This window comes from Lysobacter sp. 2RAF19 (genome assembly GCF_052115395.1).
Taxonomy (GTDB): Bacteria; Pseudomonadota; Gammaproteobacteria; order Xanthomonadales; family Xanthomonadaceae; genus Noviluteimonas.
The window spans coordinates 468476-483292 of record NZ_JBFRGO010000002.1; the positions used below are offsets into that span (position 1 = coordinate 468476).

The window sequence follows — 14817 nt, forward strand, 5'->3', positions numbered from 1 at the left end:
TCATGTCGGGATTTGACGGGGTTGAAGAAGTAGCGTGGCCGGAGGTATCGCCGTTTCGGGAAGCCGGTTCGATCGATCAAAAGATCGAGCGCGCGCGCACAGAACTGCTGGACCTTTCCACCCGAAATCGATTGCTGCATACCCCGCGAGGCGGGCGCGCCAAGACCGTGGAAGTCGTCGGCGAGCTGGCCCGGGTGATGTATCAGACCCTGGTGGGCGACGGGAAACGCTTCACCTTCGCCCCCGGGCGTGTCCAAGCCGACCTCGAAGCGCAGGAGGAGGCGGTCCCGAGCGAATCGGCTGATCCTGAACTTGTCGCGCAGCCGGACGAGGAGCTGGATGAGACTGGCCGCCGTCCGAGCCAGTGGGACAACAAGCTCAATACCCGGATGACCTCGGCCGGCTTGCAAAAGCGCTTGTTGGACCTTGCCATCGACGCGCGCACGCTGGAAGAAGAGCAGGGCGTCAACATCTTGTATCTGGCAATTGGCTTCCTGCGCTGGCGCGCCACTTCCACGCCGGACCAGGATCGCTTCGGACCACTCGTGCTGCTGCCAGTTCGGCTGGAACGTAGCAACGCCGGCGAGAAATTCCATTTGAAGTGGTCGGGGGAGGATCCTCAGACCAACCTGTCGTTACAGCTGTACCTGCGACGTGAGTTCGGCATGAAGCTGCCGGACATCACGGACGTTGAATCCTTCGACATCCAGCAGTATCTGGAGGAAGTCGCCGCGCTCGTCGCAGGGCGGCCGAGCTGGGGCGTGCTGGCCGACGACGCGGTGCTTGGCCTCTATTCGTTCGCCAAGTTCATGATGTATCGCGACCTGGATGCCCAGCAGTGGCAGGCGAGGGGCGGCTTCAACGCGTTGCCCTCGTTGCGCGGCGTGGTCGCCGACGGGTTTCCAAATGCGCGCTTGTCCGATGAAAACATCCGCATCGACGAGCTGATCCCACCGTCGCAGATGGTGCATGTGGTCGACTGCGACAGCTCGCAAGCCTTGGTCGTCCATGACGTGCAGCAAGGCGCCAGCATTCTGGTGCAGGGTCCGCCCGGAACCGGCAAGTCGCAGACGATCACCAATATCATTGCCACGGCGGTGAATGCCAACAAGCGCGTGCTGTTCGTCGCCGAGAAGATGGCGGCGTTGGATGTGGTCAAGCGCCGTCTCGATGGGGCCAATATCGGCGCGGCTTGCCTGGAGCTCCATAGCCACAAGGCCCAAAAGCGGACGCTTCTGGAAGAGTTGAACCGCACATGGCTTGGGGCCAAGCCGGCGCATAAAGACGGCGCTGTTGTCATCGCGCAACTGACCCAAGCGCGCGACGACCTTAATGCGCACGCCGACCGACTGCACGCTCCGCTGGATCCGGCCAAGCTCACCCCGTTCCAGGTGTTCGGCCACCTCGTGCGTTTGCGCCGGGAGGGGTATACGACCGCGACGGTCGATCTTGAAAGCCCAGCGCGCTGGTCGCCGTCGGGTTTAGACGAACGCGAGCGCTTGCTGCGGGATCTGGTGCAACGCATCAAGGACATGGGCACGCCCAATCGCCACCCGTGGAGTGGGGTTGGCATCCGGGGCTTGATGCCTAATGACCGCGACCGCGTCGTTGCCATTGTTTCCGCGACAAGCCAACAACTCGGCGACTGGCGAGGTGACGCGGGAGAGTTGCTGTCCTTCCTCGGACTGTCGGCGCTGCGGCACTTTGCGGACATTCATGCCGCCGTCGCGCGCGCCGAGTTGCTCTTGACCTCGCCGCAACTTGGCGCCGCCGCGCTCACCAATGCGATCTGGGACGACCCCGTTGCCATCGACGCGGTGCTGGAAGAATTGGCCACTGCGCAGCGCCTTCGATTGGCGCTGCCGGAAGTTGCAGAGCCGGGCGCATTGGCGGTTGACTGGCAACCGGTAGTCTCTGCACTCGATTCACTATTGCCAACCTTCGTCTTGGGCAACGAGCTGGCGACACTGGCCCGAAACCACACCGAGCTCGACCGGCTGATTGGAGCCGCCACCCGGCTGGCGCAGCTCTTGGGCGAGCATGGCCGGCTGACGCTTGATAGTGCCGCGCATATCGCCGCCATCGGCGAGCGCGCGGCCTCCATTCCCGCCATCGACCGCCAAGCACTGGTCGCGCATATTTGGGATATCGGTGTCGACACGGTCGATGAACTCATCGAAGCCGTGGAGCAGGTGCAACAGACAAAGGCGCGGTTGGGTGGCGTGTTCCGCGACGCCGCCTGGTCGCAAAATTGGGAAGAAGCGCGCGGCTACCTGGCCACCTTAGGGAGCAGTTTCCTGCGTTTCTTTAACGGCAAGTGGCGGGCGGCCAATCGCAAGGTGCGTGGCCAGTTGCTGGACCCGAAACTGCCCGCCACCGAAGCACTGTTGCATCTGGACGATTTGATCGGCGCGCAAGCGGCGCAGCGGAAGATTGCCGAACGTGATCGCCAAGGCGACGAAGCGTTTGGTGGAGGCTGGCAGCGCGAGCGCTCGGAGGTTGCTTTCTTGCGTGGGGTGGCGGAGTGGATGCGCTCACTGCGTCCCCTTGGAAGCGGCGTCCGTGAGCGCCTTGCGGATGTTGCCGACCGGGAACTGGCAGCCGAACTGGGCAAACGCGTCGGCCCCTTGGTCGACGCCATTCGCTCGCAATTGCTCCCGATCAGTGAAGCGCTAATCGCCGCTGATCGTCGCCCGTGGGGCGAGGAAACTATCCTGCGCCGCGTGAGGCTTGATGAACTGCGCACGCGCTGCGCGCATTGGCGCGAAGTAAGCAACACGTGCGCGATGCTTGCCGGCCCCGATCGCCTCACCGTCGCGCAAGCGACCGACGCGATCGCACGCGTGCGCGAAACTAAAGCGGCGCTGGATGCGCTCGACCAAGCCTCGCCCGCGGGTCAAGCGGGCCTGGGTCTGCTGTGGGCAGAGATCGACACGGATCTGAGCGCGGTGCGCACAGCGACGCGCTGGATGCACGATCATGGCGAAGTCCGGGCTGTGGCTGCCCGCAATGACGACCCCAAGGGTGCGTTGTCCAAGGCAAAGGAACTTGCAGTGGCAGGCAGCGCCCTGGCAGACAGTCTGCAAAGCCTATTCGCGCGCTTGGAGTTTGTCGGCAACGACGCAGTCGGGGTCGTGCCAGGCACTGCGCCCTTGGACGCCCTCGCTACCCTTCTCTCGCGCTGGCATGAACACCCGGAGTCGCTTCCTCAATGGGTGGCCTACCAAGCGCGGGCAGGCGAGGCCTGCGACAGCGGGATGAGGCAGTTGGTCGATCAGCTGGCCGCCGGAGACATTTCCCCGAGTGCTGCGATCGGCACCTTTAAGCTCGCCTACTACGAAGCCGTGCTTGCCGCCATGGTCAAGCGCGAGCCGGTGCTGGCGCAGTTTGACGGGGAGCGTCAGCGCCTAATGGTGTCGCAGTTCGAACACCTCGACGAGGCGCGCATGGACTACGCCCGTTATCAGGTGCAGGCCGCACACCACGGCAAGATCCCGTCGCGCGCAGGGGCCACCGGGCCGACCGCGCTGCTGCTCGGGGAAATGGCGAAAAAGCGCGGACATCTGCCCATCCGCCAATTGATGTCCAAGTGCGGTCCGACGGTCCAGGCGCTGAAGCCGGTGTTCATGATGAGCCCGCTGTCGGTCGCACAGTTCCTGCCGCCGGGCGAGGTCGAATTCGACTTGCTCGTGATCGACGAGGCAAGCCAGGTGCAGCCCGTCGATGCCTTGGGGGCCATCGCGCGCGCCAAGCAGTTGGTCATCGTCGGCGACGAGCGACAGCTGCCGCCGACGCGCTTCTTTGCGAAGGTCGTCGGCGAGGCCGATGAAAATAAGGACACGGACGACACCGAAGCTGGGGATGTCGAAAGCGTGCTCGGCTTGTGTCGCGCCCGCGGCTTGCCCGATCGCATGTTGCGCTGGCACTACCGCAGCCGACACGAGTCGCTGATTGCCGTTTCCAATTCGCAGTTCTACGAAAACAAGCTGTTGATCGTGCCGAGTCCCTACACGGGCGAGGCCGGATTGGGGCTGCAGTTCCACCATCATCCCAACACTGTTTACGACCGCGGTGGCACCAGCACCAACGTCGAAGAAGCCAAGATCGTTGCGCGCGCAGTGATCCAGCATGCGCTCGAGCGCCCGCACCTCAGTCTTGGCGTGGCCGCGTTCTCGACCCAGCAGCGACGCGCGGTGTTCGACCAGGTGGAACTGCTGCGCCGCCAACATCCGGAAGCTGAAGGCTTCTTCGCCGCCCACCCGAACGAGCCGTTCTTCGTGAAGAGCCTGGAAAATATCCAAGGCGATGAGCGCGACGTCATCTACATTTCAGTGGGCTACGGCCGCGATAGCCAAAATCGCATGACCATGAATTTCGGTCCCTTAGGCAAACAGGGCGGGGAACGGCGACTCAATGTCCTGATCAGCCGAGCCAAGAGCCGGTGCGAAGTGTTCTCGTCCATCACCGACGAAGACATTAATCTCGAAGGCACCCAAGCCCGCGGCACGGTCGCGTTCAAGCTGTTCTTGCACTACGCACGGACCAAGCGCTTGGGGATCGATCAGCACGAGCAAGCCATCGTTGCCCACCAAGTGTTCGAAGAGGAAGTGGCCGCCGCCTTGCGGGCACGCGGCTACACTCTGGACACGAACGTTGGCATCGCGGGGCTCTATATCGACATCGCCATCGCCGATCCGCGAAGACCGGGGCGATATGCCTTGGGAATTGCGTGCGACGGCGCCTGGTATGGGAAGGCGAGCAGCGCACGCGACCGCGATCGTTTGCGCGACAAGGCCCTGCGCGATAAGGGCTGGACGATGCACCGCATTTGGGTGGCTGAGTGGTTCCAGCGGCCGCAGGCTGAGCTTGAACGGGCCGTGGCCGCGATCGAGCACGCGCTGGCGGAGTCCGAGGATGTCGCCAATCCATTGATGCAGCGCCGCCCGGTCCCCGTGGAGATCGAAACCGTCGAAGGCGATGTTTTCGATGAAGTGGGGTTGATCCCCTCGGACCTTAAGACTACTCGCGACGGCGTCCCGTACGAGGAAGCGTCATTTCGGGTGCCAAGCAATCACTATGAGTTGCACCTGCTGCCTGCCGACAAGATGGCGGATGTCGTGTATGACGTCGTGGCCATCGAGGGACCGATCCATCGCGCGGAAGTGGTCGCTCGAGCCCGCGATCTGTGGGGGCTGCAGCGTGCTGGCAGCCGCATCCAAACTGCTGTGGAGGCGGGGATTGCCCGTGCGCTTGGGCAGCGTCGCATTGAGCGCAGCCACGAAGACTTCCTGGCACTGCCGCAACAAGTAATCTCCGTGCGCGATCGCAGCGGCGTGTTCTCCACCACACTGCGCCGTCCGGACTACCTGCCGCCCCAGGAACTCGATGCGGCCATTGTCGATATCGTCAACGCCAACCATGGCGCGACAGTTCCCGAACTGGTCCTACATGTGTCCCGCCAGCTTGGCTACAAGAGCACGAGTGTGCAGCTGCGTTCAGTCATCGAGGATCGGGTCGATGCGGTCGTTCGCGCGGCCAAGGTGCGTTTCGAAAACAATATGATTGTTCCGCTTCAGCGTTGACGCCGGACGGCGTTGGGAAGGGTGAGATGGAAAAAGATCGGGATCGAGCACCGCAAGCCAACATGACCGTGACGCGTCGCGCAGACCGCGCGTCGAATGAACTTGTCGGGTTGTGCCGTGGGCTACTCGCGGATGGGCACGTCAGCCCCCAGGAGGCCGCGTTTTTAAAAGATTGGATCGAGCGCAACGCTGAGTTCGTCGGCATGTATCCATTCAACCGGCTCTATACCCAGCTCACGGCAATTCTCAAGGACGGCTTTGTCGACCAGGACGAGTCAGCGGATCTACACGACACCTTAGTTCGGTTCGTGGGTGGCGAAGCACTTGACTCAGCCGGCGAGACTGTGTCGATGGCAACGACTCTTCCGGTCGACCAGCCTGAACCCGTAGTTCTGTTCGGAGGCGCTACGTTTGTCGTTACAGGCACCTTTCTTCACGGACAACGAACGACAGTTCACCAAGCCATCGAAATGCGAGGCGGATTGACCAGTGGCACACCTTCTAAGGCTTCCCGCTACCTTGTGATCGGTGAATTGGGTTCGCGGGATTGGATCAACAGTAACGCCGGTCGAAAGATCGAAAAGGCTGTGCAACTGCGGGCGGCAGGGCATCCGGTTGCCATCATTACCGAGGCACATTGGAGTCGAAGCCTATAGCGCTACCCTCCGGCTCGGACTGGCGTCCGCGCCACCGTACACAACTGCGCGTAATCGCCAGTTCTGTGCAGCCAGGCGGGTGGTCGCTTTTCGACCCAAAGCGGCGCATTCGATTCAGGAGGCTACTTACAACAGGGCCGCTCTTGCTGTATTGGCGGGCACTTCACGGTGCCATACGAGCAGTAGACGCAGCAGTCGCCGGCCTTCGGCTCCAGTACTCGCCCACAGTCGGTGCAGTCATAAAACCACTGGCACGCGTCGGTCGGCATCGTCTCCATTTGGGAATGCCCGCAATGGGGACACGTAATCCGAGATTGCAGAACTACGCCCGACATTGGGGCTTCACCGGCTTGAACACATCCAACAAGGAAACAAGGACCATTGCCGACAGGCCCGCATAGAACAGGTAGATGCTCCAATCGAATTGCCACACCGCGAGGAGCGCAAGCAAGACGGCGATCGGGCCGACCACGGAGAGGGCGCCACGCATCGCATTCCGGTGGCGGTACCAAGCCACCGCGTTCGCCAGGAGCGCGAGGGCGGCAAACGCGGGCAGGAGCTTTCGGAACATCAGGCCTTCGTACGGGGCGAGAAAACCGAGGCCCAAGGCGAGCCCAAGTGACCCCAATGCAGGGAAACAGCCGGCGCACGAGAGCGCGCTCAGAAGGGCGGCACCGCTACTGGCTTTGTCGATCACTCTTGAGATATTCATTTGCCAATGTAGGCGCGCACAAACCACGCGGTCAATCGTTTCTCTCGGTGAGCACCCTCGTGCGCAGATAGCGCCTACGAGGGGCTCGGCGACGATCGGGAATCATGGTCTCTCCGCTGATGCGCAGGTCGACTAGTCGCGGTAACCGTTACTAATGGGATACCGACGTTCGCGCCCCAGCGCGCGGCGGGAAATCTTGGGCCCGGGCGCAGCCTGATGACGCTTCCATTCACTGGCGTGGACCAGGTCCAGCACGCGTTCGACGATCGACGAATCGAATCCGGCTCGCGCGATTTCTTCGTAGGACTGTTCCTGATCGATATGTCGGAACAGAATTGCATCCAACACATCATAGGGCGGCAAGGTGTCCTGGTCGCGCTGATTGTCGCGAAGCTCCGCCGAAGGCGGACGTTCGATGACGCCCCACGGGATGACCGGCGCGCCAGCCACTGTGTTGCGCCAGCGTGCTAAGACGTAGACCTCACTCTTGTATAGGTCCTTGAGAGGTGCGTAGCCGCCGCACATATCGCCATAGATCGTCGTATAACCGACCGCGTATTCGCTCTTGTTACCCGTGGTCAGCAGCAAGCCGCCCAGCTTATTCGACAAGGCCATCAGCAGCGTGCCGCGCGCACGCGATTGGATGTTCTCCTCGGTGACGTCGGACTGCTGATAAGCGAACTGGGGGCAAAGCGCCGTAAGGAATCCCTCGAACGGCGATTCGATGGGCACCGTGTGCAACTCCACTCCGAGTGCCCGGCACTGCTCCTCGGCCAGGTCGTTCGACTGTGAAGCTGTGTACCTCGAGGGCATTCGCACCGCACAGACGTTCTCCGCGCCCAACGCGTCCACTACGATCGCGAGCACGACGGCGGAGTCCAGCCCGCCGGATAGTCCGACCCAAGCGCGGCGAAAGCCATTCTTGTGGCAGTAGTCACGTGTGCCGCACACCACTGCGCGCCAAGCCAGACCATCGCGGCTCTCATCGGCGTCGGCCGGCCATGAGGCGGGGGCGAATTTCTTCAGCTCCTTGTCGAAGTCGGCAATGAGCCAGTGCGACTCGAACGCCACCGCCGCCGGGTGCACGTGGCCGTTGCCGTCGGCGAGTAACGAGGCGCCGTCAAAGAGAAGGCCGTCCTGACCACCGACCACGTTGACATAGGCGATGGCGACATTGTGTTCGCGCGTGCGCTGGGCGAGCAGCGCGTCGCGCTCAGCGTGCTTGTCGCGCTCGAACGGCGACGCATTGGGAACCAGCACCAAGTCCGCCCCCGCGGCCGCAGTTTCCGCAATAGGATCGATGCCCCAGAGGTCCTGGCAAATCAGAAGTCCTGTCTGAACGCCGTTGACCTCAAACACGCACGCGCGCGCGTCGGGATCGACTGCGAAATAGCGGCGTTCGTCGAACACCGCGAAGTTGGGCAAGTCCCGTTTGCGATACGTTGTGGCGATGCACCCGTCACGCAACACGCTGGCGGCGTTGTACACCACTGCACCCGCTGCCTCCGGCCAACCCACCACGGCAACAATGCCAAACGTGCTCTCGGCGATGCGCTGCAATGCCTGGTCACAGTCGGCCAGGAACTGCGGGCGCAGCAACAAGTCCTCGGGCGGATAACCGCTGATCGCCAGTTCCGGAAAGAGCACCAAATCGGCGCGGTACCGATCGCGGGCCTCGGCGATTAGGGAAATGATCCGGTCCGTGTTGCCGGCGAGGTCTCCGACCGCAAAATCGAATTGCGCCAGGGCCAGCCGCAGGCTCATGACACCGCTGCAACGGGCTGCCGCAAGGTCGCCAGGATCGTGCAGGCACCGCGCTCTCCCCCGCGGCAGCAGCCGATCGTGCGCTCCAATTCCGCGGCCATGCGCTGCAGGTCGGAAATGCGGGCCTGGATGTCGCTGAGATGCTGGCGCGCCAGCAGGTCGACCTCGTCGCAGGAGAGCACCGGGTCCTGGGCCAGGCGAAGCAGGCTGCGGATTTCTTCAAGGGTGAAGCCCAGATCCCGGCCACGGGCGATGAAGCGCAGCCGCTCAACGTCCGCCGGGGTGTATGCGCGGTATCCGCTGCCGGTGCGCCCGGGGCGCGGCATCAAACCGATCCGTTCGTAGTAACGGATGGTTTCCAGGTGACAACCACTGGACAATGCCGCCTCACTGATTTTCATTCGCATCTCGCTTGACTCTGTAGCTGCTACGGACTTTACGCTGCCCGCCATTCGGATTCCAAGCGCGGCCTTACCACGCCCGCCCCAAATGGACAAAGCCTGTGCTCTCAAGTGATTTCTGGAAGCGGTGTGCGCTGGTGGTCGTCCTTTGGTGCGGCGGGTTCACCGCCGCCTGGGCGGAGGATCCGCAATCCCAGGCGCGCCAAGCCTGGCAGTTGCTGGACTACATCGCGGTCGACTATGCCGGCGCCGTACGCGACGGACAGGTCGTCGAGGCCGGCGAATATGCAGAGATGCAGGAGTTCGGCGCCACCGTACGCGAGAAGCTGCAGGCGTTGCCCGCACAGCCGCAACAGCCAACGCTGCTCGCCGCAGCGGACGCATTGAATGCAAGCATCGCCAAGCGCGAATCACCCGAGCGCGTGGCCAAGGCAGCGCATGCATTGGCGGACCAACTACTCACGGCGTATGGGATTGAGGCGCGGCCCAAAGCGCCACCGCGTGTTGGCGCGGCTGCGCACCTTTATGCGCAGCAGTGTGCCGCGTGCCATGGCCAATCCGGTCATGGCGATGGCCCGGCCGCCGCCAGCCTGACCCCGCGACCGATCGCGTTTGCGGATGCGCAGCGCGCCGCGCAGCGCAGTCCGCTCGCGCTGTACCAAGTGATCAGCCAGGGATTGCCAGGAACTGCGATGACGAGCTTCGGGCACCTGTCCGATGCCGACCGATGGGCACTGGCGTTCTACGTGAGCGGGCTCGCGTACGGCCCCGAGGACAAGGCGCAAGGCGAAGCCTTGTGGCGCAAGAATCCCGCGCTGCACGCGATCGTCCCCTCCCTCGAGGCCTTGTCGCGCGCTAGCGAGCGAGACCTCGCGCAATCCCTCCAGGCCGATCAGGCCAAGGCGATCACCGCCTATCTGCGCGCGCATCCAGAAGCCGTGCAGGAGCAACACCAAACTTCGACTGCCACGTTCTCCATCGCGCGCAATCGATTAAATGATGCACTGCAGTCCTACCGGGCCGGTGATCGTGCGCAGGCCAAGGCGCTAGCGCTGTCGGCTTATCTGGACGGCGTCGAACCCGTCGAGCCGATGCTGGCAGCGCGCAATCGTCAGCTCATGCGCCAGATCGAAACCGCGATGGGCCGGTTTCGCGCGCAAATCGGGGAAGGCGTTCCAGACACTGCGTTGACCGCGCAGGCCACGCAGATCGCAACGCTCTTCGATCGGGCGCAAGCAGTCTTGCAAGAGAGCCATACCGATGCAACCACGGCTTTCGTGGGCAGCTTTACCATCTTGTTGCGCGAGGGGCTGGAGGCGTTGCTGATCGTGATCGGCATGATCGCGTTCCTGCGCAAGGCCGAACGCCGTGACGTGTTGCCGTATGTGCACGCTGGCTGGATTGGCGCCTTGTTGGCCGGCGTGGTGACTTGGGCGATCGCCACTTACCTAGTGGGGGTCAGCGGTGCCAATCGAGAGGTAACCGAAGGGCTCTCGGCCTTGTTTGCCGCGGCCGTGCTGCTCAGCGTCGGAATCTGGATGCACCAGAAAAGTCTGGCCGGGCGTTGGCAGCATTATCTACAAGCGAAGATGTCAGCTGCGCTCACTCGGCGCTCGGCCATCTTCCTGTTCTCGCTCGCCTTCATCGCCGTCTATCGCGAAGTGTTTGAGACCATTTTGTTCTTCATTGCAATGTGGAGTGAGCACAACGGCGGTGCGATTGTCGCTGGATTGATCGCGGGCACCGCCGTGCTGGCTGCAGTGGCGTTCTGGATGCTGCGCATCAGTCGCCGCCTGCCGATCAGCCAGTTCTTTTCGATCAGTTCGATCCTGATTGCGATTCTGGCCGTCGTGTTGGTCGGCAAGGGTATTGCCGCATTGCAGGAAGCCGGGTGGGTTGCGCAAGCGCTGGTTAGTGCACCGCGTATCGAATGGCTGGGCGTATATCCCTCCTGGCAGTCGCTGATCGCCCAGGTTGCCGTTGCCCTTGCTGCTGCGATCGGCTTCTGGATGAATATGCGCTCGTCGCGAACTGCTGTGCCGGCGGCCAAGACGGAAGGATCGCCGCGATGAGTGGCTGCGGCTGCAATGACGCGGCAACGGTACTGAGTGCGAATACGGATCGCGCGCGGCGCCGTGTGCTGTGGATCGTGCTGATCATCAACGTAATCTTGTTTGTCGGCGAATTCAGCGTGGGCTGGTGGTCCGACTCCAGTGCGCTGCAGGCCGACTCGCTGGACAGCTTGGGCGATGCGTCAGTCTACGTGTTGAGCTTGATGGTCATCGGCGGCACGCTCCGCCAGCGCACCAAGGCGGTCTTTCTCAAGGGTGGGATCCAGGCCCTGTTCGGGCTGGGCGTGTTGATTGAAGTCGCTCGCAGTGCCTGGCTCGGCGCCGACCCCCGGCCTTCATACATGGCCATTGCCGCTGCGGTGGCGCTAGTCGCGAACCTCACCTGCTTCGCTTTGCTCACGCGCTTTCGCAGTGACGATATGAACATGCGATCGGTCTGGCTGTGTTCGCGAAATGACTTAGTGAACAACGCCGGAGTAATCATCGCTGCCGCACTGGTGGCCTGGCTGCACAGCCCTTGGCCCGACTTGGTGGTCGGCACGCTCGTGGCGGTGTTGTTCCTGCGTACGGCTCGGACGGTGCTTACCGAAGGCTGGGCGGACTGGCAGCGGCGAGAGGTGAAATCCGCTCCTGCCTGTGCGGCCGCGCCCGCGTCCACCAAGCATGAAATTTCATAACACCGGTTCCGCCCTGTATGCTGGTTCGATGCATGTCGCCACCACTCCGACCCTGCTCGCCCGCTTGCGCCGATCCGCGCGGCTGGCGATGCTCGTCCTGGTGTTGATGGTGTTGAAGATTGGCGCGGCAAGCGCCTGTGTCAGTCATGACTTCGCCGAGTTGGGATTCGGCACGGGGAGTACTCATGAAGTCGTGGCGAAGGCAGCACCTTCCGCCGCAGACGATGTGAGTCTTGGCACTTCGGCGCACGCCGCCACTTGCCAGCATTGCAGTTGCCATCACGCGGCAGCGGTCCTGCCCAAAGCCGACGCGGTGTTTGCCGACGTTCTTGGAAGGCTGCCGGCGCTAGCCCTTCGAGAGCGGCCAAACGCATCGCTGCGCATTGAACTAAAGCCACCGATTGTCTGAGTGACGTGTATTTCCCTCCGGCGCTTGCGCCGGAGGCACCGTCATTCAGAGGATTCTTCCAATGCATTTTGTTCTTACGCCGCGCGGACGATGCGTCCCGCGGCTGGCTGGCGCCATTCTGGTGGCTTGCCTGCTGGCAGGCCCCGTTTCTGCGGCCAACCCTCCGGCGACCCGCGCGCCTGCACCGATTCGTGAAGCCTTGCAGTTGGCGTGGCAGCGTCATCCGACTTATCGCGCCACCGAGGCGCAGCTCGCGGCCGCCCAAGCGCGCCTCGATGCGGCGGGCCAACCGTTATACAACCCCGAGCTGGACCTCGAGGGCGAAGACGAAGGGCCTGATCGGACGACAACCGCTGGCATCAACCTCACGTTGGACCTCAGTGGTAAGCGCCGTGTGCGTCGCGACGCGGCCGCCGCGCGCGTCGATCAGGTCACCGCCGAAGCGAAGATGCGCCGGCGCGACTTCACCAGGCAGTGGTTCGCGAGTTGGGCGGATTTCCAGACGGCGCAGCAACGCGTCCGCACGGGCGAACGTCGCCTTGCGCTGGTGATGCGTTTCGCCGAATTAGCCGACAAGCAATTCGCCGCCGACGACATCTCCGGGCTCGAACGCGACTTGGCGCAGCTGGCGCGAGATGAGGCCCAAGCCGAGCAGTCGCAACTGATTGCAGAGCGTGCGGACGCCGAAGCGCGCTTCCGCGCTGTGGGTGGGATCCCCGCGTCGCTTGCCGGGATCGAATTACCGTCAAATGCGTTGCCGCCCCCGAGCGTACCAGCGATGGGCATCGAGCAACTCCCCGATTGGCAGGCGGCGCAGGCGGCCGCGTTGGTGGCCGAGCGCGAAGTCACCGTCGCCCGTCGCAACCGCATCGCCGATCCCACCGTCGGGGTCTACGGAGGGCGTGTGGACTACGGCCCTGTGCAGGACAACGTGGTGGGGGTGTCAGTGACGATCCCCTTGTTCGTCCGCAACTCTTATCGCGCCGAAGTGGTGGCTGCCCAGGCTGACGCCGAAGTTGCGGCTGCCGACGCCAACCGGATCGAGCTCGAACTGGTCGCGGACCGTCAGCGTGCCATCGACAGCTACGCCGCCGCGCGATCGGCATGGTCGCGGTGGCAAGGCAGTCGGGGTACCGACGTTGAGCGCCGCGCCAATCTGCTTGAACGCTTGTGGCGCGAAGGCGAAGTGTCCACAGCGGATTACCTGCTGCAACTCAATCAGACCCTCGACACTCAGCTTGCCGGTGCCGAACTTGAAGCGCGCCTGTGGCGCAGCTATGCCGACTACCTTGCCGCCACCGGTCAGCTCGAACGCTGGGCCGGCCTGGAGGGCACTCCATGAGAGAAATTCCGATGAATCGTATTCGTTTCCTGCTGCTGCCGCTGTCGGCGGCGTTGCTGCTTGCGCTGGTCGCCTGCTCCAGATCGCCCGACGCCGATGCAACCAAGCCCGGCGCCGAGGCCGAGCACGCCGAGGGCGAGGAAGGCCACGCCGAGAGCGGTGAGGAAGAAGCGCCCGGCGCGGTGAAGATGGACGATGCGGCGATGAAGGCCGCCGGCATCCGTCTGCAGACCCTGCAGCCGTCTGCACTCAGCGAGGAACTGCGTGCCCCGGGCGAAGTGGTCGACAGTGCCTACGGCACCACGTTGATCACGCCGCGCGTCGAAGCGCTGGTCGTACGACGCCACGCCAAGCTCGGTGACGAAGTGCGTGCGGGGGCCCCGCTGGCGACGTTGGCGAGCGTGGAAGTTTCCGATGCGCAAGCCGAACTGCGCATCGCTGAACAGGAGTGGCGCCGGGTTTCCGCGCTCGGCCGCGACGCCGTGGCCGGCCGTCGAATTACCGAGGCCAAGGTCGCGGTCGACCGCGCACGCGCCAAGGCGCAAGCCTACGGGCTGCCGGGTACCGCCAGCGGCGGGGTCAACGGACAGTTCACGCTGACCGCGCCGCACGCCGGCCGTATCACGGAGGACGAGTTTGTCGTCGGCGAGCGGATCGAGCCGGGCAAGGCGCTGTTCCGACTGGTCGATGAGTCGACCGTCTGGGTCGATGCCAAGCTGCCCTCAGGCACGGTGTCGCGCATCGAACCCGGTAGCCCGGCGATTATCGTAGTGGGCGGCGAACGCATCAACGGCAAGGTACTACGCAGCGCCCATCGCACCTCCGATGCGACGCGCACGGCCAGCGTCCGGCTGGAAGTGCCGAACAAGGGTGACCGTCTGCACGGCGGCGATTTCGTCGAGGTGTACTTCAACGCCGCCTCGGCAAGCAATGTCGACAACAAGGCCGCTACCCAGCTTGCCATTCCGACCGACGCGCTGATGCAGCTCGAAGGCGAAACCGTGGTGTTTCGCCGAAACGCCGAAGGCGCCTTGGAACCGGTGTCCGTGCGCACCGGCGAAGTGATCGGCGATCGCACTGTGATCCGCGAAGGCCTCAAGGCCGGCGATACCGTCGTCGTGGCCGGCGCTTTCGCAGTGAAGTCGCAGATCCTCAAGGCGCAACTGGGAGAAGGGCATGGTCATTGATCTGATTCTCCCGAT

At 63.5% G+C, this 14817-nt stretch carries 11 protein-coding genes; 7 read left to right on the plus strand and 4 right to left on the minus strand.

Annotation, left to right across the window (positions count from 1 at the left end):
• Positions 1-2 precede the first annotated feature (2 nt).
• The gene (locus tag AB4059_RS09035) at positions 3-5582 is read left to right on the plus strand and encodes a DUF3320 domain-containing protein (protein WP_498978581.1); all 5580 of its coding nucleotides are present in this window, start codon (positions 3-5) and stop codon (positions 5580-5582) included.
• 62 nt (positions 5583-5644) lie between these two features.
• Positions 5645-6238 (plus strand): BRCT domain-containing protein, encoded by a 594-nt coding sequence (locus AB4059_RS09040; RefSeq protein WP_498978582.1) that lies wholly within the window; start codon positions 5645-5647, stop codon positions 6236-6238.
• A gap of 122 nt (positions 6239-6360) precedes the next feature.
• Here the strand turns inward: AB4059_RS09040 and AB4059_RS09045 are convergent, their stop codons facing one another.
• From AB4059_RS09045 to AB4059_RS09060, 4 genes are all read right to left on the minus strand, one after another.
• Positions 6361-6573 carry a GDCCVxC domain-containing (seleno)protein gene (locus AB4059_RS09045; protein ID WP_498978583.1) on the minus strand — a complete coding sequence of 71 codons (213 nt, stop codon included), beginning with the start codon at positions 6571-6573 and terminating at the stop codon, positions 6361-6363.
• Positions 6561-6935: an organomercurial transporter MerC gene (gene merC, locus AB4059_RS09050; protein ID WP_498978584.1), complete on the minus strand. Its 375-nt coding sequence runs from the start codon at positions 6933-6935 to the stop codon at positions 6561-6563. Before merC ends, AB4059_RS09045 begins: the two co-directional genes overlap by 13 nt.
• Before the next feature lie 147 nt (positions 6936-7082).
• Positions 7083-8714 carry an NAD+ synthase gene (locus AB4059_RS09055; protein ID WP_498978585.1) on the minus strand — a complete coding sequence of 544 codons (1632 nt, stop codon included), beginning with the start codon at positions 8712-8714 and terminating at the stop codon, positions 7083-7085.
• Positions 8711-9115 (minus strand): MerR family transcriptional regulator, encoded by a 405-nt coding sequence (locus tag AB4059_RS09060; protein WP_498978586.1) that lies wholly within the window; start codon positions 9113-9115, stop codon positions 8711-8713. The genes AB4059_RS09055 and AB4059_RS09060 overlap by 4 nt, the downstream gene beginning before the upstream one ends.
• Before the next feature lie 137 nt (positions 9116-9252).
• Between AB4059_RS09060 and AB4059_RS09065 the strand changes: the two genes are divergently transcribed.
• The 5 genes from AB4059_RS09065 to AB4059_RS09085 all read left to right on the plus strand — a co-directional run bounded on the left by AB4059_RS09065 (position 9253) and on the right by AB4059_RS09085 (position 14802).
• Positions 9253-11187: an FTR1 family protein gene (locus AB4059_RS09065; RefSeq protein WP_498978587.1), complete on the plus strand. Its 1935-nt coding sequence runs from the start codon at positions 9253-9255 to the stop codon at positions 11185-11187.
• A complete protein-coding gene (locus AB4059_RS09070) occupies positions 11184-11864 on the plus strand; it encodes a cation efflux transmembrane domain-containing protein (protein ID WP_498978588.1) in 681 nt (226 codons plus the stop codon). The genes AB4059_RS09065 and AB4059_RS09070 overlap by 4 nt, the downstream gene beginning before the upstream one ends.
• Entirely contained in the window at positions 11851-12273 is a 423-nt protein-coding gene (locus AB4059_RS09075; protein WP_498978589.1) for a hypothetical protein, read from the plus strand. Before AB4059_RS09070 ends, AB4059_RS09075 begins: the two co-directional genes overlap by 14 nt.
• A gap of 61 nt (positions 12274-12334) precedes the next feature.
• Positions 12335-13615, plus strand: a complete 1281-nt coding sequence (locus tag AB4059_RS09080) for a TolC family protein (RefSeq protein ID WP_498978590.1) — start codon at positions 12335-12337, stop codon at positions 13613-13615.
• A gap of 11 nt (positions 13616-13626) precedes the next feature.
• A complete protein-coding gene (locus tag AB4059_RS09085; RefSeq protein WP_498978591.1) occupies positions 13627-14802 on the plus strand; it encodes an efflux RND transporter periplasmic adaptor subunit in 1176 nt (391 codons plus the stop codon).
• Positions 14803-14817: the final 15 nt, after the last annotated feature.